Origin of the sequence: Nonomuraea endophytica, assembly GCF_014203235.1 — a bacterium.
GTDB classification, from domain to species: domain Bacteria; phylum Actinomycetota; class Actinomycetes; order Streptosporangiales; family Streptosporangiaceae; genus Nonomuraea; species Nonomuraea endophytica.
In genome coordinates this window covers 477,181-503,865 of the sequence record NZ_JACHIN010000004.1, presented here as the reverse complement: position 1 = coordinate 503,865, position 26,685 = coordinate 477,181, and the positions used below count along the sequence as shown (strand labels likewise).

Genomic DNA, 26,685 nt, shown 5'->3' with positions numbered 1-26,685 from the left:
CTAAAGGAGGCCGCGTTCGATCGCGGCGACCACCGCCGCCGCCCGGGTCTCCACGCCGAGCTTGGCGAAGACGTGCTTGAGGTGCGTCTTCACCGTCGTCTCGCTGATCAGCAGCGTCCTGGCGACCTCCTTGTTGCCCGCGCCCTTGGCGATCAGGCGCAGCACCTCCAGCTCGCGCGGGCTCGGGTCCTTCTGCCGCTGGTTCTTGCCGGCCATCAGGTGCCCGGCGATCGCCGGTGACAGCACCCTGCCGCCCGCGGCGGCCGTTCGTACCGCACGATGCAGTTCCTCGCGCGGCGTGTCCTTCAGCAGGTAGCCCGCCACGCCCTCGGCCAGCGCGCGGCTGACGTCGCCGTCGGTGTCGTAGGTGGTCAGCACGATCACCTTCGTGGCGGGATGCGCTGCGTGCAGGCGGCGGATCGCGCCGACGCCGTCCAGGTTCGGCATCCGCAGGTCCATGAGCACGACGTCCGGCTCGGTGCTCCTGGCCAGTGCGAGCGCCTCACGGCCGTCGGCCGCCGCGGCCACCACCGTGATGTCGGGCAGGCCGTCGAACATGCCGCGCAGGCCGTCCCGCACCACCGGATGGTCGTCGACGATCATCAGGCGCACGGGATGCTCACGCACAGCGCCGTCCCCTCTCCCGGCGCCGACTCCACCGTCACCGTGCCGCCGACCGCGCTCGCGCGCTCGCGCATCGCCGCCAGCCCGTACCCGCCGCCCGGCGCCGCGTCCGCGTCGAAGCCGGCGCCGTCGTCGAGCACGTCCAGCGTCACTTCGTCCTCCATGTACGACAACGTGATGGCCACCCGCCGCGCCCCCGCGTGCTTGGCGGCGTTGGCCAGCCCTTCCTGCGCCGCGCGCAGCAACGTCGCCTCCACCTCCGGCTCCAGCGGGCGGCGCGGCCCGTCCACCGCCACCGTGGCCTGCACCCCGCTCGCCGACGACCAGCGCGCCGCCACGTCACCGAGGGCGAGGTCGATCCTGGCCCGGTTCAGCGGCTCGGGCCGCAGCGCGTCCACCGAGCGCCGCGCCTCGCCGAGGTTCTCACGAGCCAGCCGCTTGGCGACGGCGATGCGCTGCCGTACGGCCGGCTGATCGTCGATCGCCTGCTCCGCAGCCTCCAGCTGAGTGATGATCCCGCTGAGCCCCTGTGCCAGCGTGTCGTGGATCTCCCTGGCCAGGCGGGCCCGTTCTCGCAGCACCCCGACCTCGCCGGCCTTGACCAGGTGGTGGGCGAACAGGCCCATGATCGTGACCAGCCCGGCGTTGGCGAGCAGGCCGCCCAGCGCGCCGGGGTTCACCGCCAGCTCGGTCACCCGGCCGCTCGCCACGAAGGTGGTCAGCACCAGAGTGATCGCGCCGGCGTAGCCCCACCGGCCGGGCAGCATCACGTACGGCATCGGGCACATACCGAACTGGACCAGCTCGAACACGGACTCGCGGCGTAGCAGAAGGAAGAGCAGGCAGAGCAGGACCAGGAAGTGCCAGGCCATGGGGTGGAGGCGTTCCAGGTCCTCGCTCCTGCGGACCACGAAGAGCCAGTAGTAGACGCCCATGGCCGCGGCCAGCCCCAGCGTGAGCGGGCGGCCGCCGCCGGTCCCCATGAGCGCGACCACGGCCATGGGGAACGCCAGGCAGGCGTAGAAGAGAAGGTGGAAAGCGTAGAGCCAGCGGCTCATTCCCACCTGAACGTGAACGCGGCTATCGCCGTACATACGATGATTATCCCCGTGAGCAGCAGCAACGGCAGCGCGGCCGGAGTGCCGAACCAGCCCTCGCGCATCGCCGTCACCGCCTGGGTGAGCGGCAGATAGTCCCCGACCGACCGCAATGTCCCCGGCAGGCCCTCGCGCGGGATCGCCGCCCCGGCCAGGAAGATCATCGGGAACATGACCGTGAGCCCGAGCAGATCAGCCGTCCGCGCCCGGGGCGCCACCGCCGCGATCACGAACCCGATCGCGCACGTCATCAGCGCGCTCAGCGTGAACGCCAGCACCAGCGGCAGCGGGTGCGCCGGCGCCGCCACCCCGAACACCGCCATGCCCGCCACGATCACCACCAGCGACCCGACCAGACCCATCACCAGCTGGGCCGCGACCTGCGCCCCCAGCAGCATGACCGGCGAGATGGGCGTGACCGCCAGCCGCCGCAGCACCTTGCGCTCCCGGTAGGTGGCCACGATCCCCGGCAACGCCGCGATGCCGCCGATCGCCAGGATCATCGCCATATAGCTGGGCAGGAAGATCTCCAGCCGCTCGTTGCCGCTGTTGAGCACCAGCAGCATGAGCGGGAAGGCGACCATGAAGAACAGGCTGCCCGGATCGCGAGCCAGCAGCCGCAGCTCATTGAGCGACAACTGGACGAACGCCCTCACAGCACACCCTCCAGCGACGCCGTGCCCGCCTCGGCCATGAGCTCGGCCGGGCTCCCGACCGCCGCGATCCGCCCGTCGCGGAAGACCGCCACCCGGTCGCAGAGCTCCTCCGCCTCGTCCATGAAATGGCTGACCAGCACGATCGTCGTGCCCGCCGCCTTGAGCCCCCTGACCAGATCCCACGTCTCGCGCCTGGCCACCGGGTCCAGGGCCGTGGTCAGCTCGTCCAGCACCACCAGCTCGGGATCACCCACCAGAGCCAGCGCGAGCAGCAGCCGCTGCCGCTGACCGCCGGAAAGGTCGCTGAAGGCGCGGTTCTTGAGCTTCTCCAGCCCCCAGGTGCCCATGATCTTCTTAGGATCCGCCGGCCGCGAATAGAACGAGGCGAACAACCTGAGCGCCTCACCCACCTTGATCCGATCGGGCAGCGCGCTGTCCTGCAGCTGCACCCCGACCTTCCTGGCCAGCTCCCGCCGCCGCGCCGGATCGATCCCGAGCACCCGGATGCTGCCCGCGTCCTGCTTGCGCAGCCCGGCCAGACACTCGACCGTGGTCGTCTTCCCGGCCCCGTTGCGCCCGATCACGCCGAACGTCTCACCCCGCGCGACCTCGAACGACACCCCGTCCACGGCCACCACACCGCCGTAGGCCTTGCGCAGATCGCGCACCGTTATCGCTGTCATACGCCGATGCTCGCGCCCAGGCGAGCCCCCCGACATCCTCCACCCCGTCACCAGGCATCCCCCAAACGGAGGATCCCCAGCGCCCCGGGCTCACCATCGAACCCGGGGCTCAGGGAACCGGGGCTAGTTCGGGTTCTTGGCACCCAAACTGATCAGCATGGCCTTGATGTCAACCAGCTGACCCTCTACTCGCGTCAGCCGGTCTTCCACCTGCTCGAACCGCTCGTCGATCTTCTCGAAACGTTCGTCGATCTTCTGGAACCGTTCGTCAACCTTCTCGAACCGCTCGTTGATGCTTGTCTCTAGTGCGTCGAACCGCTGATCGATGGCGTCGAACCTGAGGTCCATCGCGTCGAGCCGTCGGTCGATGCCATCGAACCGGAGGTCCATGCCATCGAGTCGCTGGTCGATGGCGTCGAACCGGAGGTCCATGCCATCGAGTCGCTGGTCGATGCCATCGAACCTGTGGTCCATGGCGTCCAGTCGTTGATCGATGCCGTCGAACCGTTGATCGATGCCGTCGAAGCGCTGGTCGATGCCGTCGAACCTGAGGTCGACCGCGTCGAACCGCGTTTCCATCTTCTCGATGACGTTGCGGCTGGTCTCGTCGATGCGCGTGTGCAGCGCGTCGAACCGGTCGGCGATGCTCAGCATAGGCACGCCGCTGAATATAGCTCCTTCCAGTAGACTGACACGCCGCTCGAGAAGCGGAAGGTCGATCTCGCTGACATGCACAGGCGTCTCCTTCGAAACGGAGGGGGGCGAAGATGCCATCGGGAAAGATACCCTCCGTCACCGACAGAACGCGGTGCGAAATGTAGAACCGGCATGGAAAGTCAGTCGGCCCGCCGGAACTGGATGATCCCCACCCCCAGCAACGCCGCCCCCAGCCCGGCGACGACGCCGATCTCCAGGATGACCGGCACCTGCCACCCGAACCACTGCACGCCCGGGTTCAGCATCGCGTTCACCTGCGGCGGCACGGAAAGGTGGGAGAAGACGGCCTGCCGCATCGGGTCGACCGCGTACGTCATCGGGTTGACCACGGTCAGGACGTGCAGCCACGACGGCAGGTTGGCCAGGGGGAACATCGCCCCGGACAGGAACATCATCGGCATGATGGCCATCTGCATCAGCCCGAAGAACGTCTGCATGTTCTTCATCCGCGCGGCCAGCATCACCCCGAAGGCGGTGATGGTGAACGCCGCCAGGAACATCTCGGCCAGCAGCGTCAACATCAGCGTCCCGGAGTACGGCACGCCCACCAGCCCCGCCATCGCGAGGATCACGACGCCCTGCCCGGTGGCCACGATGGCGCCGCCCAGGCACTTCCCGAGCACGATGGCGCCCCGGGAGACCGGCGCGACGAGCATCTCGCGCAGAAACCCGAACTCGCGGTCCCACACGATCGACCCGGCCGAGAACATCCCGGTCATGATGACCGTCATCGAGATCATCCCGGGGTACATGAAGGTGCGGTAGTCCACGCCGGGGATGCTGCCCTGCACCAGCGACCCGAGCCCGGTGCCCATGATGAACAACCACAGCACCGGCTGGAAGAGCATGGACAGCATCCGCGTGCGGTCGCTGAGGAAGCGCAGCATCTCCCGATGGAGCACCACTTTGACCGCGCGCAGGTCGTGCCCGGCGCTGCGGGCCGGCACCACGACCGAGATGGTTTCGGTGGTCATCGGCGCACCATCGCTCTCATCCAGGCGTTCTTGTCGTCGGCTTCGGCGTCCCTGATCGTGGAGCCGGTGTAGGACATGAAGACGTCGTCGAGCGAGGGCCGTGACACGCTCACCGACCTGATCGGCTGGCCGAGTTCGGCGAAGAGCCGGGGCACGAACTCCTCGCCCGCGGCGACGGCGAACGTCACCGCGCCCTCATTCACCGTCGCCTCGATCCCGAACCGTTGGCGCAGCGCGGTGATCGCGCGTTCGTCGTCGCCGGTGTGGATCTGCACGCGGTCCTTGCCGACGCTGGCCTTGAGCGCCTCGGGGGAGTCCACGACGACGATCTCGCCGTGGTCGATGATCGCGATGCGGTCGCAGTATTCGGCTTCCTCCATGTAGTGCGTCGTCATGAAGATCGTGATGTCCTCACTGAGGCGCAGCTTGTTGATGTAGCCCCAGATGGCGGCCCTGGTCTGCGGGTCGAGGCCGACCGTGGGCTCGTCCAGGAACAGCACCCTGGGCGAGTGGAGCAGGCCGCGGGCGATCTCCAGGCGTCGTTTCATGCCGCCGGAGAACGTCATGACCTTGGCGTCCTTGCGGTCCCAGAGCGCCACCATCTCCATGACCTGCCGGATCCGGTCGCCGACGATGTGGCGCGGCACGCCGTACAACTCCGCGTGGAAGCGGAGGTTCTGCTCGGCGGACAGGTACCCGTCGAGGGTCGGGTCCTGGAACACCAGCCCGATGTTGCGCCGCACCTCGTCGCGGGCGCCGACCACGTCGTGGCCGGCCACGCTCGCGCTGCCGCCGGTGGGGTTGACCAGCGTGCAGAGCATGCTGATGGTGGTGGTCTTGCCGGCGCCGTTCGGGCCGAGGAAGCCGAACACCTCTCCCGGCTGGACCTCGAAGCTGACGCCTTTGACCGCGTCGACCTTTCCGTAGGTCTTTTTCAGATCTTGTACGGCTACCGCCGGAGTTAACGTCATCTAATCCTCCGCCAGGATTTGGAACACTGACTTGCGCGTCTGCCGGAGCAGTTTCTTGGCCTCGGCGACCTGCCGGTCGTTGGCCGTGTGGGTCAGGTGGACGAACGCCTCGCCCAGCGCCCCCCACAGCAGCCGCAGTTCGTGCCGGTCCTCGGGGACCGTGCGGGCGACCTCGTCCCACGGCGCACTGCCCGTCGCCAGCCGTTCCGCCTGCTCACGCCCCTGCTCGGTGAGCTGGAAGGTACGGCTGCCGCCGGTCTCGCCACCGCTGACCAGGCCCTCGTCCTCAAGCTGCTGGAGCGCCGGGTAGACCGAGCCGGGACTCGGCCGCCAGACGCCGCGGCTGCGCTCGGCGATGTCCTGGATCATCTGGTAGCCGTTGCGCGGCCCCTCGTGGATCAGCGCCAGCAACGCCGCCCGCACGTCGCCCCGCCGTACTCGCGGGGCCGTCGCGGGGATCGGCGGCCCTGTCGTGTGGAACGGGGTGCCCAAGGGGGTGAACGCCTCGGACCAGTCATCGGATTCATGCACGATGATCACCCTTCTACTATCTAGATGCTTCAAAGATATATCTAGATAATTGGCAGTCGCAAGCAATTAACCGGACCGCCGGTGGCTCAGGGCAAGGGGAACACGGCAACCGTGTGTAGGCGGCCAGAAGTGCCATGTGGCGGCCGGAACCCGGGGAGGGGGATGCCCGGCGCAGGACGGGCAGGGGAGCTGCGGCAAAGCGCGCGGAGGAGCCGGGGATGAACGGCCGGGCGTGGTGGTGTCTGGTTAGGGGATGTTAACCAGGGCGGTGTGCGCCAGCTCGTACAACAGGGTGGCGGTGTCGTCGGCGGGGAGGTCGCCAGCGCTGTGCGGGGTGGAGTTGAGCAGGCCGAAAACGGCGTGCGTGGCCGCGCGCAGCCGGGCGGCGGGGCGGCCGGGCCGCAGTTCGGTCAGGACGGTGACCCATTCCTCCACGTACAGGCGCTGTAGGCGGCGGATCTGCCGCCGCTGCGGCTCGGGAACGTTGCCCAGCTCCCGGTCGTGCACGGTGATCAGGTACGGCTCCCGCAACGCGAACGCGATGTGCCCGCGCAGCAGCGCCGACAGCGCCTCCTCCGGCGTCCCGGCGGCGGTGACCAGGTCGCCGGCCCCGCTGTGCAGCCGGGAGCTGATGCCGAGCAGCATCTCGGCCAGCAACGCGTCCTTGCCGCTGAAGTGCTTGTAGAGGGCGGGACCGGACACTCCCACGGCGGCCCCGAGCTCCTCGATCGAGACCCCGTGGAAGCCGCGTTCGGCGAAGAGCCGGGCGGCGGCGTCGAGGATCTCGGCGCGTCTGGCCCCTCGGCTACGAGTCGGAGTGCTCATGTCTCACATTCTAGACATAGACGTTAATGATGACTAACCTTTCCAGCATGACTCAATGGCCGGTGCTGAAAACGGTCGCCGACCTCGGGGGCGAGGCCTTCAAGGCCAACGCCGACCTCAACGAGCGGCTCGCCGCCGAGTTGCGCGACCGGCTCGCCCGCGCCGCGCTCGGCGGGCCGGAGCGCTCGCGGCAACGCCATGTGGAGCGCGGCAAGCTGCTGCCGCGCGACCGCGTGGACGGGCTGCTCGACCCGGGTTCGCGCTTCCTGGAGCTGTCGCCGCTGGCGGCCAACGGGCTCTACGACGATCAGGCGCCCGCCGCGGGCATCATCACCGGCATCGGCCGGGTATCGGGCCGCGAATGTGTGATCGTCGCCAACGACGCGACGGTCAAGGGCGGCACGTACTACCCGATGACGGTCAAGAAGCACCTGCGCGCCCAGGAGGTGGCGCTCCACAACAACCTCCCCTGCGTCTACCTCGTCGACTCCGGCGGCGCGTTCCTCCCCAAACAGGACGAGGTCTTCCCCGACCGCGAGCATTTCGGCCGCATCTTCTACAACCAGGCCACGATGTCCGCGCGGGGCATCCCGCAGATCGCCGCGGTCCTCGGATCCTGTACGGCCGGCGGCGCCTACGTCCCTGCCATGAGCGACGAGGCGGTCATCGTCCGCAACCAGGGCACGATCTTCCTGGGCGGCCCGCCGCTGGTCAAGGCGGCCACCGGCGAGGAGGTCACGGCGGAGGAACTGGGCGGCGGCGACCTGCACGCGCGCATCAGCGGCGTCACCGACCACCTGGCCGAGGACGACGCGCACGCGCTGGCCATCGTCAGGGACATCGTCGCCACGCTGGCCCCCCGGCAGCCCCGCCCCTGGGCGAGCGCCGAACCGGAGGAGCCGCAGCTCGACCCGCGCGACCTCTACGGCATCGTGCCGGCGGACACGCGGCAGCCGTACGACGTGCGTGAGGTCATCGGGCGGGTCGTGGACGGCTCGCGCTTCCAGGAGTTCAAGGCCGAGTACGGGCACACGCTGGTCACCGGCTTCGCCCACATCCACGGCCATCCGGTCGGGATCATCGCCAACAACGGCATCCTGTTCAGCGAGTCGGCGCTCAAGGGCGCCCACTTCATCGAGTTGTGCGACCGGCGCCAGGTGCCGCTGGTGTTCCTGCAGAACATCAGCGGGTTCATGGTCGGCAAGGCCTACGAGGCGGGCGGCATCGCCAAGCACGGGGCCAAGATGGTCACCGCGGTCTCGTGCGCGCGGGTGCCGAAGCTGACGGTGATCATCGGCGGCTCGTTCGGCGCGGGGAACTACGCGATGGCCGGGCGGGCGTACTCGCCGAGGTTCCTGTGGATGTGGCCGAACGCCCGCATCTCGGTCATGGGCGGCGAGCAGGCGGCCAACGTGCTCACGACCGTGGGCAACGCGGACGCCGACGCCATCCGCGCGCAGTACGAGGACCAGGGCAACCCCTACTACTCCACCGCCAGGCTCTGGGACGACGGCGTGATCGACCCGGCCGACACCCGCACCGTGCTCGGGCTGGCACTGTCGGCGGCGGCCAACGCGCCGCTGGAACCCATCGGCTACGGCGTCTTCAGGATGTGACGATGTTCTCCACCGTTCTGATCGCCAACCGCGGCGAGATCGCCGTCCGGATCATCCGGACCTTGCGCACCATGGGCGTCACGAGCGTCGCCGTCTACACCGAGGCCGACGCCGGCGCCCTGCACGTCCGCGAAGCGGACCAAGCCCTTCAGGTCCCGAAATATCTGGACATGGGGGCTATCACGGCCGCCGCCCGTGACTCCGGCGCGCAAGCCGTACACCCGGGCTATGGGTTTCTCGCGGAGAACGCGCAGTTCGCGAGGCTCTGCGCGAAGGAGGGGCTGGTCTTCATCGGCCCGCCCGCCGAGGCCATCGAGGCCATGGGCGACAAGATCCGCGCCAAGGCCACGGTCGCCGCGGCCGGAGTGCCCGTGGTGCCCGGCGGCGCCGAGCCCGCCGACGACCTTCTCGCCTGGAACGTCTTCCCCGCGCTGATCAAGCCCTCGGCCGGCGGCGGCGGAAAGGGCATGGTGCTCGTCCGCGCCGCCGCGGAACTGCCCGAGGCGCTGGAGTCGGCCCGCCGCACCGCGGTGAACGCCTTCGGCGACGGCACCCTGCTCATCGAGCGCTTCATCGAGAACCCGAGGCACATCGAGATCCAGGTGCTCGCCGACACCCACGGCGCCGTCGTACACCTGGGCGAGCGCGAGTGCAGCCTCCAGCGCAGGCACCAGAAGATCATCGAAGAGGCGCCCTCGCCCTTCGTCACCCCGGAGACGCGCGCCGCCATGGGCGCGGCGGCGGTCGAGGCCGCCCGCTCGGTCGGCTACACCGGCGCGGGCACGGTCGAGTTCATCGTCGACGGCACCACCGGCGACTACCACTTCATGGAGATGAACACCCGCCTCCAGGTCGAACACCCCGTCACCGAGCTGGTCACGGACGTGGACCTCGTGGAGCTCCAGCTGCGGGTGGCCGCGGGCGAGCCGCTCACGTTCACTCAGTCTGAGGTACGGCTGCGCGGCCACGCCGTCGAGGCCCGCGTGTACGCCGAGGACCCGGCCAGGGGCTTCCTGCCCACCGGCGGCCGGGTGCTCGCGCTGGCCGAGCCCTCCGACGTGCGGGTCGACTCCTCGCTGGCGGCGGGCACGGTGGTCGGCAGCGACTTCGACCCGATGCTCTCCAAGGTCGTCGCCTGGGCGCCCACGCGTGCGCAGGCGCTCAGCGCGCTCGACCGGGCGCTCGGGCGTACGACGGTGCTGGGCGTGACGACCAACATCCCGTTCCTGCGGGCACTGGTGACGCGGCCGGAGGTGGTGGCGGGCGAGCTGGACACCGGGCTGGTGGAACGTCTCCTGCCCGGCCTTGACCTGTCGGCCGCGACCCCGGCGGACGTGCTGGCCGTGGCGGCGCTGATCTTCCACGACGCTCCGGCCGGGCGCGATCCGTGGGACGTGGCCGACGGCTGGCGGGTGGGCGAACGGGCCTGGACGACGTTGCGGCTGGAGTCCCGCGAGGGCGTGCACGAGGTGGCCGTCCGCGGCCTGCCCGCCACCGCCGCGGAGCTCCGGCTGCCCGGCAACGCCACCGAGGAACCACCGGCTGAGCGTGCGGAAGCCGTACCGGCGAAGGTGCGGGTTGCGGGGGAGAGGGCCGTGCTGACGCTCGGCGGGCGGGTTTCCTCCTACACGTTCGCGCGCGACGGCGAGACCGTGTGGATCGGACGCGACGGCGGCGCGTGGGCGCTGACCAGGCACCGCATCGGCGACCCAGGCGACCGGCCGGGCGCGGCGGGCGGCGGCGACGGCGTCGTGCGCAGCCCGATGCCCGGCACGGTCCTGCTGGTCAAGGCGGCCGTCGGCGACCAGGTCAGCAAGGACCAGCCGCTGGTCGTGGTGGAGGCGATGAAGATGGAGCACACCGTCACCGCGCCCGTGGACGGCGTGGTGCGCGAGCTCCCGGTACGGGCGGGCCAGTCCGTGGACATGGACGCGGTCCTCGCCGTGGTGGAGGCGTGATGCACAAGCTCGACGGCCTGCCCGAGCGGGTCACGGTCTACGAGGTCGGTCCCCGCGACGGCCTGCAGAACGAGAAGGCGGTCATCCCGGTCGAGGTGAAGGCCGAGTTTATCGACCGCCTCGCCGCCGCCGGGCACACGGTGATCGAGACGACCAGCTTCGTCCACCCCAAGTGGGTGCCTCAGCTGGCCGACTCCGGTGAGCTGCTGGCCATGCTTCAGCGCAGGCCCGGCATCCGCTATCCGGTGCTGGTGCCCAACCTCAAGGGGCTCGACCGGGCGCTGGAGAGCGGCGTCGAGGAGATCGCCGTCTTCGCCAGCGCCACCGAGACCTTCGCCAACCGCAACCTCAACCGCGGCCTGGAGTCGCAGTTCGAGATGTTCGAGCCGGTGATCGCCGGGGCGCTGGAGCATGGGCTGAAGGTGCGGGCGTACGTCTCCATGGTCTTCGGCGACCCGTGGGAGGGCCCGACCCCGATCGAGCAGGTCGTGGGCGTCGGCGCGCGGCTGCTCGACCTCGGCTGCTTCGAGCTGTCGCTGGGCGACACCATCGGCGTCGGCACCCCGGGCCACGCCACCGCGCTCGTCGAGGCGTTCGGCTCCCCGGAACGGCTGGCCGTCCACTTCCACGACACCTACGGCCAGGCCCTGGCCAACACGATGGCCGCGCTGAAGGCGGGCGTCACCGTGGTCGACGCCTCGACCGGTGGCATCGGCGGCTGCCCGTTCGCCGGCTCGGCCACCGGCAACCTCGCCACCGAGGACCTGGTCTGGATGCTCAACGGTCTCGGCATCGAGACCGGGCTCAACCTGGACGAGCTGGTCGCCACAAGCGTCTGGCTCGCCGAGCGGCTGGGCCGGCCGAGCCCATCCCGCGTCGTCCAAGCCCTCTCCCAGAAGGCCCTCTCCCAAAAGGACTAGCCATGCTCAACGACGAGTACTCCGAGCTGCGCAAGACCGTCGAGTCGTTCGCCCGCGAGGTCGTGGCTCCGGTGATCGGCGACTACTACGAGCGCGAGGAGTTCCCCTACGACATCGTCCGGCAGATGGGCGCGATGGGCCTGTTCGGGCTGCCGCTGCCGGAGGAGCACGGCGGCATGGGCGGCGACTACTTCGCGCTGTGCCTGGCCCTGGAGGAGCTGGCCCGGGTCGACTCCAGCGTGTCCATCACGCTGGAGGCCGCGGTCTCGCTGGGCGCGATGCCGATCTACCGCTTCGGCACGGCCGAGCAGAAAGCGACCTGGCTGCCCAAGCTGGCCAGTGGGGAGGTGCTGGGCGCGTTCGGGCTGACCGAGCCCGGCGGCGGCTCCGACGTGCCGGGCGGCATGCGGACCACCGCGGTCCTGGACGGCGGCGAGTGGGTGATCAACGGGACCAAGGCGTTCATCACGAACTCGGGCACCGACATCACCGGCGTCGTCGGCGTGGCCGCGATCACGGGCGAGCGCGACGGCAAGAAGGAGATCTCCACGATCTTGGTCCCGGCGGGCACCCCCGGCTTCACCGTCTCCAAGAAGTACTCCAAGGTCGGCTGGAACGCCTCCGACACCCGCGAGCTGTCCTTCACCGACTGCCGCGTCCCGGCGGAGAACCTGCTGGGCGAGCGGGGCCGTGGTTACGCGCAGTTCCTGCAGACTCTCGACGAGGGCCGCATCGCCATCGCCGCCCTCAGCGTCGGCCTGGCCCAGGGCTGCGTGGACGAGTGCCTGCGCTACGTCCGCGAACGCCAGGCCTTCGGCCACCCGATCGGCCACTACCAGGCGATCCAGTTCAAGATCGCCGACATGGAGGCGCGGACCCACACCTCCCGCCTGGCCTACTACCACGCGGCCGAGAAGATGCTGGCCGGCCAGCCGTTCAAGAAGGAGGCGGCGATCGCCAAGCTCGTCTCCTCCAACGCCGCCATGGACAACTCCCGCGAGGCCACCCAGATCTTCGGCGGCTACGGCTTCATGAACGAGTTCCCGGTCGGCCGCTTCTACCGCGACGCCAAGATCCTGGAGATCGGCGAGGGCACCAGCGAGGTCCAGCGCATGCTGATCGCCCGCCAGCTCGGCCTGTCCGATCTATGACGCTGGGTGGTGGTGTAGAGCACCCTGCGTTCGCTATTCTCCCTGCCTTGACCACAATTCGTGATTGTCCGGTTGCAGAGCAATAAATCGGCATCGGTGAAGTAGGGTGCGCAGGGTGACATCTGACGATCTTGTAATCAGGCGGGCCGAGAAGGGCGACGCGGACGAGATCTTCGCGCTGGCCCGTGAGTTCGGGATGACGTTCCGCCCGGAGCGCGAGGCGTTCGACGTGGCCCTGCCGCAGTTGTTGCGCAACGAGGACGCGCTGCTCCTGGCGGCGGTGGCCGGCGGGCGGGTCACCGGATACCTGCTCGGCTTCGTCCATTTGACGCTCTTCGCGAACGGGCCCGTGGCCTGGGTCGAGGAGGCCATGGTGCAGACGAGCTCGCGCCGCCAGGGCGTCGGGCGCTCGCTGCTGGAGGATTTCGAGCGCTGGGCGCGCGAGCGCGAGGCGGGGTACGTGGCCATGGCGACCCGCCGGGCGCCCGAGTTCTACTCGGCTCTCGGTTACGAGGAGTCGGCGACGTTCTTCCGCAAGGTTCTTAGGTGACCGTTCTGTCCTAGTCAGATGGCATCCTATGGGGCGTGAGCATCCATACGGTGAGCCCCCGGTTCGTCGGGCGCGCGAGTGAACTCGGCGCGCTCGGTCGTGCGCTGGCCCGCGCCCGGTCCGGATCGGCCTCGACCGTGCTGGTCGGCGGCGAGGCGGGCGTCGGCAAGACCCGCCTGATCAAGGAGTTCGCCGAGCGGATCGGCGACGCCCGCCAGCTCGTCGGCCACTGCCTGGAGCTGGGCACGGACGGCCTGCCGTTCGCGCCGTTCACCGCGGTCCTGCGGCGGCTGCTGCGCGACATCGGGCACGAGGGCATGTCCGCGCTGGTGCCCGGCGGCAAGACGCGCGGCCTGGCCCGCCTGCTGCCCGACTTCGGCGAGCCGGACGGCGACGGCGCCGAGGCGCGCGCCCGGCTGTTCGAGCTGGTGCTCGGCCTGCTGGAGCACCTGGCCGAGCAGCGGCCGGTGCTCATGGTGATCGAGGACGCCCACTGGGCCGACCGCTCCACCCGCGACCTGCTCTCCTTCCTGGTGCGCTACCAGCGCACCGACGTGCCGCTGCTCATCGTCGTGACCTACCGCACCGACGAGCTGCACCGCACCCACCCGCTACGCCCCCTGCTGGCCGAGCTGGGCCGCGTCGACTGGGTGACCAGGATCGAGCTCGGCCGCCTGACCCGTAAGCAGGTGGTCGCCCAGGCCGCCAGCATCCTCGAACACGAGCCGTCGCCCGTCGCCATCGACGAGATCTACGCCCGCAGCGAGGGCAACCCGCTGTTCGTGGAGGCGTTGCTGAGCGAGGGCGGCGGCGGTGACAGCCTGCCCGAGTCGCTGCGCGACCTGCTGCTGGCCAGCGTCGAACGGCTGCCGGAGGAGACGCAGGAGCTCATGCGGGTGGCCAGCGCCGGCGGCCAGCGCATCGAGCACGACCTGCTGCTCGCGGTGACCGGGCTCGACGACGGCGAGCTCTCGCGCTCCCTGCGGCCGGCCGTCGCCGGCAACGTGCTGGTGGTGGACGGCGAGGGCTACGCCTTCCGCCACGCGCTGATCAGGGAGGCGCTCCACGACGATCTGCTGCCCGGCGAGCACTCCCGGCTGCACACCCGCTTCGCCGAGGCGCTCGAACGCGACCTGGCGATCCTGCCCGCCCCGCGCGGCGCCATCGAGCTGGCCCACCACTGGCACGCGGCGCACGACGCGCTGTGGGGCCTGGTCAGCGCCTGGAAGGCGGCGGCCGCCGCGCGCAAGTCGGCCGCCTACGACGAGCAGCTGCGGATGCTGTCCCGCGTGCTCGAACTGTGGTCGAAGGTCCCCGACGCCGCGGAACGCATCGGCGCCGACCGCGTCCAGGTGCTGCGCGCCGCCGCCGCGGTGGCCTTCAACGCCGGCGAGTTCGACCGCGGCATCTCGCTGGCCAGCGCCGCGCTGGAGGAGGTCGACCCGGTCACCGACCCGGTGCGCACCGCGCTGCTGCTCAGGCTGCGCGGCCTGCTCCGCTACGACCTGGGCCGCAAGGGCAACCTGGAGGACCTGCAGGCCGCGGCGAAGCTGGTCCCCGCCGAGCCGCCCACCAAGCTGCGCGCCCAGATCGCCGAGTCGCTGGCGCGCATGTGCAACACCCGCGAGATGTGGCCGGACAAGATCGCCTACGCCGAGGAGGCGGTCCGCATCGCGCGTGCCGTCGGCGACGGCGCCACCGAGGCGCACGGGCTGACGACCCTGGCGTGGGGCCGGTTCAGGTTCGGCGACGTGGAGGCGGGGCTGGTGAAGTTCGCCGAGGCCCGCGAGATCGCCATGGGCGACAAGGCCTACAACGCGCTGATGCGCACCGCGATCTCCGAGTCCGACCGGCTGGAGGGCGCCGGCTGGCACGAGGAGGCGGTCAAGGTGGCCCGCCGCGGCATCGCCGACGCCGAGGAGTACGGCCTGGCCCGCACCTCGGGCACGTTCCTGGCGATCAACCTGGCCGAGCCGCTGGTCTCGCTGGGCCGGTGGGACGAGGCGCTGGAAGTCATCGAGCACGCGCTGGATCTGGCGCCGCCCGCGCCGTACCGGGCGAGCCTGCAGGGGTTCGTCGGCGACATCGCGCTGTGGCGCGGCGACCTCGAGAAGGCCGAGGCGATGTTCGCGGCGCAGCAGAGCGTGATCAAGCGCACCATCTACCGCGACCAGCACATGCTGCCCGTCGCCGCCCGCGAGATCGACCTGCTGACCGCTCGCGGGCGGCTGGAGGAGGCGGCGGAGGCGGCCATGCGGGTGCTGCGCGAGCAGGACCTGGCCGCCAGTCCGCGCTATGCCTGGCCGGTGCTCATCCCGTGCGCCCTGCTGGGCGGGGCTGTGCTGGAGGAGGCCCGGCGGCAGGCGCAGTGGATGACGGCCGAAGGGGTGCTGCAGGAGGCGGAGCGGCTGACGTTCAACGCGATCGCGGGGGCGGCCGACGATCTGGTCGCCTGGGACGCGGCGGCCGAGGCTTGGGCCGGGTTGCGGCAGCCGTACCAGGAGGCGAGGGCTTTGGCTGGAGCGGCCAGGGCCGCGCAGGCGGCGGGCGCGCGCAAGGACGCGGCCGAGCGGGTGACCAGGGCGCGTGAGCTGGCCGAGCGGCTGGGCGCGCGGGCGCTGCTGGAGGAGCTCGACTCGTTCGCGCGGCGGGCGCGCATCGCGGTGGCCGACGAGCCGGAGCCGCAGGGGCCGCAGTTCGGGCTGACCGCGCGTGAGCTGGAGGTGCTGCGGCTGCTCACCGACGGCAAGAGCAACCGGGAGATCGGCGGCGAGCTGTTCATCTCGGTCAAGACCGTCAGCGTGCACGTCTCGAACATCCTGGGCAAGCTGGGCGTCTCCTCCCGCGGGGAGGCGGCCGCCACCGCGCACCGCACGGGGCTGTTCGAGGGCTCAGCCGGTTAGCTGGGCCTCCAGGCGGTAGCCGTCGACGGTCACGTAGACCTGGTCGCCGGGGCGCGCGTTGAGCCGCATGAGCACCGGCTGCAGCGAGTCGAACACCGGCTGGTGCCCCTGCCAGACCAGCACGATCGCGTTGTCGCCCGGTCCGGTGACCGACAGCAGCGTGCCCGGCCGCATGCCGAGCTGGGCCGCGTACCCCTCCGGCACCGGCACCGGGCCGCCGCGCAGGTGCTCGGGCGTGACCTCGATGCGCTGCCAGCGGCGCGGATCCGACGTCGGGCTCGGCGGCGGGGGCGGCGGTGTCGAGGGCGTGCCCGCCAGCATCGGCGAGCGTCCGCCCGACAGCGCCGACAGCGTCGCGAGCGCCGCCGACGGGTCGATGTTCCCGGCGGGCGCGGCGGGGATCGGCGTGCCGCCCCGGTGGTGGTGCCCGTTCGCTCCGGGGGTACGGCGGGGCAGCGGCTGCTGCGACGCCGGTTCCGCGGCCGGGGCGGCCGGGCGGCGGGGTGACTCCGGGGGCAGGGCGTCCAGCCAGGCCTGCGCGGAGTGGCGGCGGATGCCGAGCTGTTCGAGCAGTTCGTGGCGGTCGGCGTCGTTCGGGGCCGTGGCCAGGAGCTGGCGGGTGCGGTTCTGCAGGCCGTGCAGGTCGCCCACCACGAGCCAGCCGTCCTGCAGGCGGCGGTCGGGCATGAGCGTGACCAGCACCCGCCACAGCGGGCTGCGCAGCGAGGGAACGATCACCGGGTGGGCCGGGTCGGCGCCGATCAGCTGCTCCTGCGTGGCGGCGGCGCCGAGCCACTCGGTGAGGCGGAACATGTGGCCGGTCACCGGCGCCGACTCCGACGAGCGCAGCCAGTGCAGCACCCGTTCCTCGGCCATGCGCTGGGCCTGGGACAGGACGTCGCGCTCGACGAGCATCTTGTGGGCCAGCGTGCGCAGGCTGACCGGGTCCTCGGCGAACAGGCGGTGGGTGGCCACGGCCAGTTCGAGCCGGTCCATGCCGCGGAACAGCCCGTCCACCACGCGGACCATGGCGTGGTCGGTGTCCGACGGCTCGGGGGTGGGGCTCGGCAGCGGGGCGGGCGTTCGCTGAGGCAGCGCGCCGGGCGAACCCGGAGCACCGGGACCGCTCTGACCCGCGACGTTCTGCCCGGGAGGCGCTTGCCCGGGAGCGGCTGGTGCCCGGCCGGGCACGTTGCCTCCCGGCGCTCCTGGCACCGATGGAGCTCCGGGGGTTTGCGTGCTACCGACCGGGCGGGTCGGGCCGTCGGCGGGTGCGGGCGCGGTGGGCGCCGAGGAGGCGGCCTGCGCGGGCGCACCGGCACGAGAGGGAGCGCCGGGTACGGCACTCGGGTGGGAAGGCGCGCCACCGGGCTGAGCGCTGCCGGGTTGGGCGCCGCCTGGCTGTGCTGCCCCTGGCTGTGCGGCGCCCGGCTGCGGCTGTGCGGGCATGGAGCCCGTGTGGGCGGGCGTGGCACCCGGTTGTGCCGGGGCTCCCGGGTGGGCGGGCACAGTGCCCGGTTGTGCCGGTGCTCCGGGGCGGGAAGGCAGGGCGCTCGGCTGGGAAGGCGCGGAGGATGGCTGCGACGGCGCGGCGCCCGGCTGGGAGACGCCTGGCCGGGACGGGGCACCGGGGGCGGTCTGGGGACCGGTCTGTGTGGGGAAAGGGCCGGTTTGGACGGGCAGGGGACCCGTCTGGGTGGGGCGGGCACCGGTCTGGACGGGCAGGGGGCCGGTCTGGGTGGGGAGGGCGCCGGGTTGGACCGGGAGGGCACCGGGTTGGACCGGGAGGGGGCCGGTCTGGATGGGGATCTGGGCGAGGATCTCGCGGAAGACCGAGCCGATCACCGCGTCCCGAGGTGTGCCGGGCGCGGCCAGGTCGCCTGGACACAGGCGGCGCAGCCGGTGCCAGCCGCCCAGGCCGTTGATCGCCGAGCGGGTCGGTTCCGGCCAGCCGGGCAGTGTCGGGTCCACGTGGTGGACGGTCAGCGCGGGCAGTACGTCGGCGAGGGACAGGTGGTCCCATCGAGCCGAGGCGAGGCGGGCGAGCCGCTCGCACACCCAGTCCAGGCCCGTCGCGCCGAGTGCCCGGGACAACGCCAGCGAGCTCCACCACCCTGCCGGCAGCCGAGGATCAGCCAAGATCTCCGCTACCTGCTGAGGACGGCTCCAGCGCAGGGCAGGGACCAGGTCGCTCAGGCAGATCGATGACTCGACGTCCATCGGCGGACCGTATCCTCCCCAGAGTGATGCATGTGGCTGGTGGTGCAGCCTACGCGGAAAGCTATCAATCGGTGTGAATAGGGTAAAGATGGTTCAACTGCAAACCGTACCGTGGACGGCCCCCCACTAGGGCCACACAATCGGCACCCGCACGGCATCCTGCCCGCAACGCGGCCCCTTCTCCGGCCCCGGAAAGTCGCGCCGTGAGATACCCGGCGGCGAACGCGTCACCGGCTCCGGTCGAGTCCACCGCCTCGCTCGGCAGCGCCTCGGCCGTGGCCACGATCCGCCCGTCCCGGGCCGCGATCGCGCCGCCGGGGCCGAGTTTCACGACCGCGGTGCCGTACCTCTGGCTGAGCTGTTCGGCGGCGCGTTCGGGCGCGGCGGCGCCCGAGAGGAGCAGCGCCTCGTCGCGGTTGGGGATGACGAGGCCGGCGGGGGCGCTCTCGCGCAGGAACCGTTCGACGCCGAAGGCGCGCAGCGGTCCGGTGGAGGCGGGGTCGATGCTGATCGAGACACCGCGGGCGGTCGCCTCCGCCATCACGTTTCGGGCAAGTTGGAGCCCCTGGTTGGCGAAAAAGGTGTATCCGGACAGATGGAGATGGCGGATGCCGTCCAGCATCGACGGCGACCAGTCGGCGGGCGAGATCCGGCCGCCGGCGCCGCGGTTGGTGAGCATGGACCGCTCGCCCGTACGGTCGACCATCGCGATCACCACCGCGGTCGGATGGTCGGAGTCGACCGAAAGCAGCGGGCGCACACCCGCCTTGACCAGCTCGTTCGTGTGCCACTCGCTGCTGTCGTAGCCGACGCGGGACAGCAGTGCCGTCGGCGCGCCCAGGTGGGCGGCCCAGGAGGCGGTGTTCGCCCCCGAGCCGCCGGGGCGCAGCACGATGTCGGCCTCGGTGTCGGTGCCGGTGGCGACCGGCGTGCCGTGCACGGCCACCACGTCGGTGACGACGTCGCCGATGACGAGCAGGCCCCCGGCAGTCCCGCCGTCCATTACTGGGCCCAGGCGAGGGCGATGCGAGAGGCGAGGGCGACGTTGCCGCGGACGGCGGCGAGGTTGGCCTCCAGGGAGGCGCCGCCGGTGCCGCGCACGAGGTAGTCGAGCAGGAACGGGGTGATCGCCTGGCCGGTGACGTTCTCGCGGTCGGCGGCGGCCAGCGCCTCGCCCAGCACGCGGTCGTGCAGGGCCGGATCGAGCTGCTGGTCCTCGGGCACCGGGTTGGCCACGATCAGCGCGGTCTCGGGGCCGCCGAAGGCGTCCTGGCCGCGCATGATGGCGGCGGCCTGCTCGGGGGCGTCGATGCGCCAGTCGATCGGCTCACCGGAGGTGTGGAGGTAGAAGCCGGGGAAGGTGTCGGTGCGGTAGCCGGCGACGGTGACGCCGCGCGTCTCCAGCCGCTGCAGCGTCGAGGGCACGTCGAGGATGGACTTCACGCCCGCGCACACGATCGTGATCCGGGTGCGGGCCAGCGTGTCGAGGTCGGCCGACTCGTCCTGCTCCACGGTCCAGCCGCGGTGGACGCCGCCCAGGCCGCCCGTGGCGAAGATCCGGATGCCCGCGCGCGCGGCCAGGAACGAGGTGGCCGAGACGGTGGTGGCGCCGCTGGCCTTGAGCGCGGCGGCCACCGGCAGGTCGCGCTGGCCGAGCTTGCGCAGCCCGGATTCGGTGGCGATGCGCTCCAGCTCGACCTCGTTCAGGCCGATCTTGGCAATGCCGTCGAGCACCGCGATCGTGGCGGGCACCGCGCCCGCGTCCCTGACGACCGCCTCAAGCTCTCTGGCCACCTCCAGGTTGCGGGGCTGGGGCAGGCCGTGCGAGATGATCGTGGACTCCAGCGCGACCACGGGCGAACCGTCGGCCAGGGCCGCGGACACCTCGTCAGAGGGCTGAAGGATGGGGTCGGCGGTGGTGCGCATGATCGGGTACGTGCTCCTTGTGGGACCTTTTGCGTGGCACTCTTTGGAACGGTCTATTTCCTGATGTTGTTCCAAAGTGAGCACGTTACGGGGCGATCCCGGACGCGTCCACCCGAGATCACACCAGGAGTGCCACCCCTGCGAGCGAGATGCCGGTGATCAGCGCGGTGGAGATCCCGCCGAGCAGGACGGCCCGCCCGCCCTTGGCCAGTTTCCGCAGGTCGATGTTGGTGCCGAGGCCGAAGAGCGCGGCGGCCAGCAGCACGCTCGTCACCGGCGGCACCGCCGAGGTCAGCGTCTCGGGCAGCACGCCGAGGCTGCGCACCACCACCATCGCCAGGAACCCGGCCACGAACAACGGCATGATCGGCGGCCGCCGGGCGCCGGTCCGCGCCCGCAGAGCGGCCTCGGTCTCGGTGCGCACGGAGGCCCCGGCAGGGGTACGGCAGGCGGCTCCGGCCTGGGCGCGCAGGGTGGTGATGGCGACCATGGGCGCGAGCAGGACCACGCGGGCCAGCTTGGCCGTGATCGCCACCCCGAGCACCGCCGCGCCGGAGGCGGCGCCGACCGCCGCCACCTGGGCCACCTCGTGCACCGCGGCCCCGGCCCACACGCCGAGCTGACGCCCCGTCAGGCCCAGCCAGCCGGCCAGCAGCGGGAGGGCCACGATGGCGGCGGTGCCGTACACGGTGATGACGCCCAGGGCGGAGGCGACGTCGTCGTCGTCGGAGTCGGCGCTCTCGTGCATGGCGGCGATGGCGGAGGCGCCGCAGATGCTCACCCCCGCGGCGATGAGCAGCGCGGTGCCGGGCGCGACCCGCAGCCACCGTCCGAGCAGCGGCGTGACCGCGAACGTGACGCCGGTCGCCGCCGCCACGATCAGCAGCGTCGGCGCGCCCAGCGTGAGCACCTGGGGCAGCGCGATCTGCAGGCCGAGCAGCACGATCGCCACCCGCAGCACCCGCTTCGCGACGAACTGCAGTCCCGGCCGCAGCCGCTCGTGCAGCCAGCCGAGGTTGTGGAAGGTCGCCCCCGCCGTCACGGCGATGATCGCCGGGCTGAGCGCGGGCAGGAACCGGCTCACGACCAGCGCCATCGCGACCGCCGCCGCGGCCAGGGCGATGCCGGGCAGATGCAGGCGGGGCCAGGCGCGCGTGACGGTGAGGGAGACCATGATCCGAGTCTCCGGCCGTCCGGGACCTCCCAGTAGACATGCATTGCCTGGCAGGTCATAGCCTTAGGCTATGAGTGCGTTGCCGGATCTCGACTCGCTGAAGCTCCTCGTCGACGTGGGCGAGCTCGGCAGCCTGGGCCGGGCCGCGCGCGCCGCGGGGATCGCCCAGCCGTCGGCGAGCAAGCGCATCGCCCAGCTCGAACGCCGTCTGGGGCTGCCGCTGCTGGAGCGTACGCCGCGTGGGTCGGCGCTGACCGCCGAGGGGAAGATGGTCGCCGGGTGGGCGTCGCAGGTGCTGTCGGCGGCGCAGGAGCTCATGCGCGCGGCGGCGGCCGTGCGGCTCAGCGAGGCGGCGCACCTGCGGGTGGCCTCGTCGATGACGGTGGCGGAGTATCTGGTGCCGCGGTGGCTGGGCGAGTTCCAGAACCGCGAGCCGGACGTGCAGGTGGGGCTGGACGTGGTGAACTCAGCCGAGGTGGCCGCGCTGGTGCTGGCCGGCGCCGACGGGACGCCGAGGTCGGTCGAGCTGGGCTTCGTGGAGGGGCCGAACGTCCCCGACGGGCTGGACTCGCGCGTGGTCGGGACCGACCGGCTGGTGGTCGTGGTGGCGCCGGGGCATCCGTGGGCGCGCCGCCGTACCGTGCTGCGGGGGGCGGAACTGGCCGCGACGCCGCTGGTGGTGCGCGAGCCGGGCTCGGGCACCCGCGAGACGCTGGACCTGGCCTTCCGCGGCCTGCACCAGGCCAGCCCCCGGCTGGAGCTCGGCTCGAACTCGGCGGTGAAGGGCGCGGCCTCCGCGGGCGCGGCGCCCGCGGTGCTGAGCGGCTACGCGGTGGAGGCCGACCTCGCGACCGGGCGGCTGGTCGAGGTGCCTCTCGCCGGCCTCAACCTGGTCCGCAGCCTGCGCGCGGTCTGGCGCCGCGGCCGCACGCTCCCCTCTCCCGCCGCCACGCTCCTCTCCATCGCCAGCCGGCCGTAACTTTCAAGCCGTCCATCCCGTACGGCAAGCCGCCCCCACGCCACCCGCCGACCCGTGCCGGCGCCGATCGTGGGGGTCGCTTCTCACGTCGGACAAATGCCCCGCCGTCACGGCCCCCGCCAGCCGGCCAACTGGTTCATAAATCCCGCTAAATGGTGAATTGATAAACGAGTAAGGTGATTATCTCCTGGCTGGCCGGATTTCCGGGTGACATATTGAAGAACCCAGGCGTCCGATGAAAGGCCCTCCAAAATGCCTGCGTTGCACGGTGAGACCTCGCGCCCCGGCGAAGCCGCGGTTAAAGGCACCAGTAAGAGCGGCCCCGGAATTCACGGCATCAGCCAGGAATTCGACGGGGTGCACGCGACCACCAATTCTCCGCAGAACGCGGCCATAGCCGGATACAACCTCAACACGGAAGGGACCGGGGCGACCCTGTTCGCGGAGAACCGGGGGCGCGGGCCCGGTTTGTTCGCCAGGACCGGGCCCGGCGCCGCTGTGGATGCCAAGAGCGAGGGGTTCGAGGCCGTCCACGCCGAGACCAATGCCACGGGTGCCGCCGCCGTCGCCGTCTACAGCCTCAACACCGAGGGCGCCGGTGCCCTGGTGTTCGGGGAGAACCGGGGGCGCGGGCCCGGCGTGTTCGTCAGGACCGGGCAGGGGGCGGCGCTCGACGCCAGGAGCGAGACGTTCGAGGCGCTGCACGCCGAGACCAACGCCAGCGAAGTCGCCGCCATCGCCGCCTACAACGTCAATCCGACCGGCACCGGCGCTTCGCTGTTCGCCGACAATCGCGGGCGCGGGCCCGGCGTGTTCGTCAGGACCGGGATCGGCGCTGCTGTTGACGCCAGAAGCGAGGCTTACGAAGCCGTTCACGCCGAGACCAATTCCCCTAATACCGCGGCTATCGCCGCCTATAATCTCAATGCGGACAGTACCGGTGCCGCGCTCTACGCCGACCATCGCGGCGTCGGACCCGCCGGATTCTTCAAGGGAAATGTCATCGTCACCGGCGACGTGCTTCTCACCGGAGCCGATCTGGCCGAGAATTTCTCGCTCGCCGAAACCGAGACCGACGAGGTCGTGCCCGGCACGGTCGTCGTGCTCGACGGGATCGACCGGGTGCGGATGAGCACCAGCGCCTACGACTCCAAGGTCGCCGGGGTGGTCTCCGGAGCGGGCGACTACCGGCCCGGCGTCATCCTCGACCACCGCGACCAGCGCGCGGGACGCTACCCGCTCGCGCTCGTCGGCAAGGTCTACTGCCGGGTCGACGCCTCCTACGCCCCCGTCGGGGTCGGCGACCTGCTCACCACCTCCGACACGCCCGGCCACGCGATGAAGGCGCTCGACCCCGGCCGGTCCTTCGGCGCCGTCATCGGCAAGGCCATGTCCGCGCTCGACGGAGGCATCGGGCTGATCCCGATCCTCGTCCTGCTCCGCTGACCCCGCTGGAGGAATGCCATGCTCTCCGTACGACTGAGCAAGGCGGTCCGGTCGCTTCCGATCAGCGTCCGCACGCTGGGGCGCGAGGCGGGGCTGCCCGGCCAGGTGTCGGTGCGCGAACTGCTGCGCCGTACCGGAACGCACACGCGGCCACTCAACGTGAAGGTGCTGCGCTACACCTGGGCGACCAACGCCCCCGACGCCAACGTCCACCCTGTCTGGCCCGACGCGGCGCTGGGCGAGGTCCTCCACGCGGCGAACGGCTGGAGCATGCTCGACTTCTGGTCGGCCTCGACCCTGCGGCTGCGCGAACTGCGCTTCAGCGTGGAGCCGTGGCGCGTGCTGACCGGCATCTCGCAGGTCGGCAACCGCGACGACCGGGGCGGCATGGTCAACCAGACCCGCGCGCAGGCCGAGCGCGACGGCGTCAGCTTCGACGGCGTTGACCGCGTCGTCGTGTTCATGCACCCGCCGCCGTGCAACTCCGGGGCCATCGGCGGCGCCGCCGTCCTCGACCAGGGCGGCTTCCTGTCCTTCTACGACCACGAGATCGGCCACGTGATCGGCTTCGAGCACGCCTTCGGCCCGTGCGGCGACTACGTCTACCACGACGACTACTCGGTCATGGGCTTCACCGGCGTGCAGGACCGAGCGGTTCCCACGCCGCCCGCGTTCGTCGGCGTCACCGTGATCTCGCCCGGCTTCTTCCGCAGCGACCGCAACCTGTCACCGGCCGCCCTCTACCGGTACGTGCCGGAGTTCGCCGAATCCAGCAGCGTGCTCCGCCCGGACCTGTCCACCTCCCCGCGCGTCCGGCTGGCCGCCTTCGGCCAGGCGAACCTGCACGACCCCGTGCTCGCGGTGGTCCCGACCAGCCAGGGCGAGATCACCGTCGAGTACCGCGCCCGCTTCGGCCAGGACGCCGCCATCCAGCCGGCGGTGGTCGTGCACTCCATCGGCCGCCGCCCCATGCTGGCCTGGCACGGCGAGCAGAACCCGGTCTGGTACGAGGGCACGGCCTCGGTGGGCACGAGCCTGCCCACCGAGTATGCGGTGGACACCGTGCTGAAGGTTCAGGTGGTCGCGGTCACGCCGGACCGGAGATACGTGGAGGTGGTATTGACGGATCCGTGACGGGTAAGGTCCCGGGCATGGTGTCCAGGGAGGAACTGCTGCGGCCGGAGCCGCACTGGCAGACGGGGCTGTAGCGGGGCGCCGGTCGTGCCGTCCCTTCCCTTTCCTGCCTCCTGCTTAAGGACCTTTCAATGCGTTATGACGCCGTCATCGTGGGCGCCGGGCACAACGGGCTCGTCGCCGCCGCCTATCTCGCCCGTGCCGGTCGCCGGGTGCTCGTCCTCGAACGGCTCGCTTACGTCGGCGGGCTGGCCATCTCGGCCCAGGCCTTTCCCGGGGTCGAGGCGCGGCTGTCGCGCTACTCCTACCTGGTCAGCCTGCTGCCGACGAAGATCGTCACGGATCTGGGGCTGCGGATCGAGCTCCGGCGGCGGCGTTACGCCTCCTACACGCCGGTCGGGCAGACCGGGCTGCTGGTGGACAACGAGGACGCCGGCCGTACCGAGGAGTCCTTCCGCGCCGTCACCGGCGGCGCGCAGGACTACCGGGCCTGGCGGGAGTTCTACGGGATGACCGCCGAGGTGGCCCAGGCACTGGCGCCCACGTTGCTCGGGCCGCTGCCTTCCGCGCGTGAGGTCGAGCGGCTGGTCGGGGCGCGGGCCTGGGGGGAGATGTTCGCCGAGCCGATCGGGCGGGCGGTGGAGGCGCGCTTCCGCGACGACACCGTGCGCGGCGTGGTGCTGACCGACGCGCTCATCGGCACGTTCGCCGACCCGGCCGCCGACCTGCTGGCCAACCGGTGCTTCCTCTACCACGTGGTCGGGGACGGGACCGGCGAGTGGAACGTCCCCGTCGGCGGCATGGGCGCGGTGTCCGGCGCGCTGGCCACCGCGGCCCGCGAGGCCGGGGCGGGGATCAGGACCGGGGCCGAGGTGATCGGGATCGATCCTGAGGCCGGGGAGGTGACGTTCCGGCTGGGGGAGGCCGAGCACGTGGTGTCGGCGGAGCGGGTGCTGGCCAACGTGCCGCCGGCCGTACTGGATCGGCTGCTCGGACGTGAGCCGGAGACGCCCGAGGGAGCGCAGCTCAAGGTCAACATGGTGCTGCGGCGGCTGCCGCGGCTCAAGGACACCGGCGTGGAGCCTCATGCGGCCTTCAGCGGCACCTTCCACATCAACGAGAGCCAGGAGCAGCTCGCGCGGGCCTTCGCCCAGGCGGCGCGGGGCGAGATCCCGGCGCTGCCGCCCGCCGAGGTCTACTGCCACTCGCTGACCGACCGGTCCATCCTCGGCCAGGACGGGGAGACGATGACGTTGTTCGGGCTGCACATGCCCGCCCGTCTCTTCCGCGACGACCCGGAGAAGTCGCGGCGCGAGGCGCTGGACGCCACGCTCCGCTCGATCGACTCCGTGCTGGCGGAGCCCATCGAGGACTGCCTGGCCACCACCCCCGATGGCGAGCCCTGCCTGGAGGCCAAGACGCCCGTCGACCTGGAGAACGAGGCCGGGCTGCCCGGCGGGCACATCTTCCACCGCGACCTGAGCTGGCCCTACGCCGACGAGGGCGGCTGGGGCGTCGAGACCGGGCACCCGAGGCTGCTGCTGTGCGGGGCCGGGGCGCGGCGCGGCGGCGGGGTCAGCGGCATCCCCGGCCACAACGCCGCCATGTCGCTGCTGACCTGACCTTCAGC

The 26,685-nt window shown here is 71.3% G+C and carries 23 protein-coding genes; 10 read left to right on the top strand and 13 right to left on the bottom strand.

Annotated features, from left to right (window positions below):
* The 9 genes from HNR40_RS17910 to HNR40_RS17870 form a co-directional block, all read right to left on the bottom strand.
* Window positions 1-627: a response regulator gene (locus HNR40_RS17910; protein ID WP_312896400.1), complete on the bottom strand. Its 627-nt coding sequence runs from the start codon at window positions 625-627 to the stop codon at window positions 1-3.
* Window positions 603-1,682: a sensor histidine kinase gene (locus HNR40_RS17905; RefSeq protein WP_246509167.1), complete on the bottom strand. Its 1,080-nt coding sequence runs from the start codon at window positions 1,680-1,682 to the stop codon at window positions 603-605. Before HNR40_RS17905 ends, HNR40_RS17910 begins: the two co-directional genes overlap by 25 nt.
* Window positions 1,679-2,377, bottom strand: coding sequence for an ABC transporter permease (locus HNR40_RS17900; protein ID WP_184962578.1), 699 nt, complete (start codon window positions 2,375-2,377; stop codon window positions 1,679-1,681). Before HNR40_RS17900 ends, HNR40_RS17905 begins: the two co-directional genes overlap by 4 nt.
* Window positions 2,374-3,060, bottom strand: coding sequence for an ABC transporter ATP-binding protein (locus HNR40_RS17895; protein WP_184962576.1), 687 nt, complete (start codon window positions 3,058-3,060; stop codon window positions 2,374-2,376). Before HNR40_RS17895 ends, HNR40_RS17900 begins: the two co-directional genes overlap by 4 nt.
* Before the next feature lie 123 nt (window positions 3,061-3,183).
* On the bottom strand, window positions 3,184-3,795 hold the full coding sequence (locus HNR40_RS17890) for a coiled-coil domain-containing protein (RefSeq protein ID WP_184962574.1): 612 nt from the start codon (window positions 3,793-3,795) through the stop codon (window positions 3,184-3,186).
* Between the two features lie 101 nt (window positions 3,796-3,896).
* The gene (locus tag HNR40_RS17885; RefSeq protein WP_184962572.1) at window positions 3,897-4,751 is read right to left on the bottom strand and encodes an ABC transporter permease; all 855 of its coding nucleotides are present in this window, start codon (window positions 4,749-4,751) and stop codon (window positions 3,897-3,899) included.
* Window positions 4,748-5,722, bottom strand: coding sequence for an ATP-binding cassette domain-containing protein (locus tag HNR40_RS17880; RefSeq protein ID WP_184962571.1), 975 nt, complete (start codon window positions 5,720-5,722; stop codon window positions 4,748-4,750). The genes HNR40_RS17885 and HNR40_RS17880 overlap by 4 nt, the downstream gene beginning before the upstream one ends.
* Window positions 5,723-6,253 carry a PadR family transcriptional regulator gene (locus HNR40_RS17875; protein ID WP_184962569.1) on the bottom strand — a complete coding sequence of 177 codons (531 nt, stop codon included), beginning with the start codon at window positions 6,251-6,253 and terminating at the stop codon, window positions 5,723-5,725.
* Window positions 6,254-6,499: 246 nt separating this feature from the next.
* Window positions 6,500-7,078: an SACE_7040 family transcriptional regulator gene (locus HNR40_RS17870; RefSeq protein WP_184962568.1), complete on the bottom strand. Its 579-nt coding sequence runs from the start codon at window positions 7,076-7,078 to the stop codon at window positions 6,500-6,502.
* Window positions 7,079-7,125: 47 nt separating this feature from the next.
* Here HNR40_RS17870 and HNR40_RS17865 point away from each other — a divergent pair, with 47 nt between their 5' ends.
* The 6 genes from HNR40_RS17865 (at window position 7,126) to HNR40_RS57225 (ending at window position 16,176) form a co-directional block, all read left to right on the top strand.
* Window positions 7,126-8,694 (top strand): carboxyl transferase domain-containing protein, encoded by a 1,569-nt coding sequence (locus HNR40_RS17865; protein WP_184962566.1) that lies wholly within the window; start codon window positions 7,126-7,128, stop codon window positions 8,692-8,694.
* Window positions 8,695-8,696: 2 nt separating this feature from the next.
* Window positions 8,697-10,652 (top strand): ATP-binding protein, encoded by a 1,956-nt coding sequence (locus HNR40_RS17860; RefSeq protein WP_184962564.1) that lies wholly within the window; start codon window positions 8,697-8,699, stop codon window positions 10,650-10,652.
* The gene (locus HNR40_RS17855; RefSeq protein WP_184962562.1) at window positions 10,652-11,572 is read left to right on the top strand and encodes a hydroxymethylglutaryl-CoA lyase; all 921 of its coding nucleotides are present in this window, start codon (window positions 10,652-10,654) and stop codon (window positions 11,570-11,572) included. The genes HNR40_RS17860 and HNR40_RS17855 overlap by 1 nt, the downstream gene beginning before the upstream one ends.
* Window positions 11,573-11,574: 2 nt before the next feature.
* Entirely contained in the window at window positions 11,575-12,723 is a 1,149-nt protein-coding gene (locus HNR40_RS17850) for an acyl-CoA dehydrogenase family protein (RefSeq protein WP_184962561.1), read from the top strand.
* A gap of 115 nt (window positions 12,724-12,838) precedes the next feature.
* Complete coding sequence (locus HNR40_RS17845) at window positions 12,839-13,273, top strand: GNAT family N-acetyltransferase (RefSeq protein WP_184962559.1); 435 nt, start codon at window positions 12,839-12,841, stop codon at window positions 13,271-13,273.
* Window positions 13,274-13,308: 35 nt separating this feature from the next.
* Window positions 13,309-16,176 carry a helix-turn-helix transcriptional regulator gene (locus HNR40_RS57225; protein ID WP_184962557.1) on the top strand — a complete coding sequence of 956 codons (2,868 nt, stop codon included), beginning with the start codon at window positions 13,309-13,311 and terminating at the stop codon, window positions 16,174-16,176.
* Here the strand turns inward: HNR40_RS57225 and HNR40_RS17835 are convergent.
* From HNR40_RS17835 to HNR40_RS17820, 4 genes are all read right to left on the bottom strand, one after another.
* Window positions 16,165-18,396, bottom strand: coding sequence for a hypothetical protein (locus HNR40_RS17835; RefSeq protein ID WP_184962555.1), 2,232 nt, complete (start codon window positions 18,394-18,396; stop codon window positions 16,165-16,167). The two genes, HNR40_RS57225 and HNR40_RS17835, sit on opposite strands and share 12 nt — an antisense overlap.
* 64 nt (window positions 18,397-18,460) lie before the next feature.
* Window positions 18,461-19,399, bottom strand: coding sequence for a carbohydrate kinase family protein (locus tag HNR40_RS17830; protein WP_184962553.1), 939 nt, complete (start codon window positions 19,397-19,399; stop codon window positions 18,461-18,463).
* Window positions 19,399-20,322, bottom strand: a complete 924-nt coding sequence (locus tag HNR40_RS17825; protein WP_184962552.1) for a pseudouridine-5'-phosphate glycosidase — start codon at window positions 20,320-20,322, stop codon at window positions 19,399-19,401. The genes HNR40_RS17830 and HNR40_RS17825 overlap by 1 nt, the downstream gene beginning before the upstream one ends.
* A gap of 118 nt (window positions 20,323-20,440) precedes the next feature.
* Window positions 20,441-21,496, bottom strand: coding sequence for a YeiH family protein (locus tag HNR40_RS17820; protein ID WP_221340494.1), 1,056 nt, complete (start codon window positions 21,494-21,496; stop codon window positions 20,441-20,443).
* A 70-nt stretch (window positions 21,497-21,566) separates the two neighbouring features.
* Here HNR40_RS17820 and HNR40_RS17815 point away from each other — a divergent pair, with 70 nt between their 5' ends.
* From HNR40_RS17815 to HNR40_RS17800, 4 genes are all read left to right on the top strand, one after another.
* The gene (locus tag HNR40_RS17815; RefSeq protein WP_184962550.1) at window positions 21,567-22,475 is read left to right on the top strand and encodes a LysR family transcriptional regulator; all 909 of its coding nucleotides are present in this window, start codon (window positions 21,567-21,569) and stop codon (window positions 22,473-22,475) included.
* A gap of 261 nt (window positions 22,476-22,736) precedes the next feature.
* Window positions 22,737-23,921, top strand: a complete 1,185-nt coding sequence (locus HNR40_RS17810) for a hypothetical protein (protein WP_184962549.1) — start codon at window positions 22,737-22,739, stop codon at window positions 23,919-23,921.
* An 18-nt stretch (window positions 23,922-23,939) separates the two neighbouring features.
* Complete coding sequence (locus tag HNR40_RS17805) at window positions 23,940-25,055, top strand: hypothetical protein (RefSeq protein ID WP_184962547.1); 1,116 nt, start codon at window positions 23,940-23,942, stop codon at window positions 25,053-25,055.
* Between the two features lie 131 nt (window positions 25,056-25,186).
* Window positions 25,187-26,677 carry a phytoene desaturase family protein gene (locus HNR40_RS17800; RefSeq protein ID WP_184962546.1) on the top strand — a complete coding sequence of 497 codons (1,491 nt, stop codon included), beginning with the start codon at window positions 25,187-25,189 and terminating at the stop codon, window positions 26,675-26,677.
* The last annotated feature ends 8 nt before the right edge of the window (window positions 26,678-26,685 follow it).

Coding starts and splice junctions, on each gene's coding strand:
- HNR40_RS17865 (WP_184962566.1), top strand. CDS start 7,126: ATGACTCAATGGCCGGTGCTGAAAACGGTCGCCGACCTCGGGGGCGAG.
- HNR40_RS17850 (WP_184962561.1), top strand. CDS start 11,575: ATGCTCAACGACGAGTACTCCGAGCTGCGCAAGACCGTCGAGTCGTTC.
- HNR40_RS17835 (WP_184962555.1), bottom strand. CDS start 18,396: ATGGACGTCGAGTCATCGATCTGCCTGAGCGACCTGGTCCCTGCCCTG.
- HNR40_RS17870 (WP_184962568.1), bottom strand. CDS start 7,078: ATGAGCACTCCGACTCGTAGCCGAGGGGCCAGACGCGCCGAGATCCTC.
- HNR40_RS17825 (WP_184962552.1), bottom strand. CDS start 20,322: ATGCGCACCACCGCCGACCCCATCCTTCAGCCCTCTGACGAGGTGTCC.
- HNR40_RS17820 (WP_221340494.1), bottom strand. CDS start 21,496: ATGGTCTCCCTCACCGTCACGCGCGCCTGGCCCCGCCTGCATCTGCCC.
- HNR40_RS17805 (WP_184962547.1), top strand. CDS start 23,940: ATGCTCTCCGTACGACTGAGCAAGGCGGTCCGGTCGCTTCCGATCAGC.
- HNR40_RS17815 (WP_184962550.1), top strand. CDS start 21,567: ATGAGTGCGTTGCCGGATCTCGACTCGCTGAAGCTCCTCGTCGACGTG.
- HNR40_RS17905 (WP_246509167.1), bottom strand. CDS start 1,682: ATGAGCCGCTGGCTCTACGCTTTCCACCTTCTCTTCTACGCCTGCCTG.
- HNR40_RS17895 (WP_184962576.1), bottom strand. CDS start 3,060: ATGACAGCGATAACGGTGCGCGATCTGCGCAAGGCCTACGGCGGTGTG.
- HNR40_RS17860 (WP_184962564.1), top strand. CDS start 8,697: ATGTTCTCCACCGTTCTGATCGCCAACCGCGGCGAGATCGCCGTCCGG.
- HNR40_RS17885 (WP_184962572.1), bottom strand. CDS start 4,751: ATGACCACCGAAACCATCTCGGTCGTGGTGCCGGCCCGCAGCGCCGGG.
- HNR40_RS17855 (WP_184962562.1), top strand. CDS start 10,652: ATGCACAAGCTCGACGGCCTGCCCGAGCGGGTCACGGTCTACGAGGTC.
- HNR40_RS17880 (WP_184962571.1), bottom strand. CDS start 5,722: ATGACGTTAACTCCGGCGGTAGCCGTACAAGATCTGAAAAAGACCTAC.
- HNR40_RS17830 (WP_184962553.1), bottom strand. CDS start 19,399: ATGGACGGCGGGACTGCCGGGGGCCTGCTCGTCATCGGCGACGTCGTC.
- HNR40_RS17800 (WP_184962546.1), top strand. CDS start 25,187: ATGCGTTATGACGCCGTCATCGTGGGCGCCGGGCACAACGGGCTCGTC.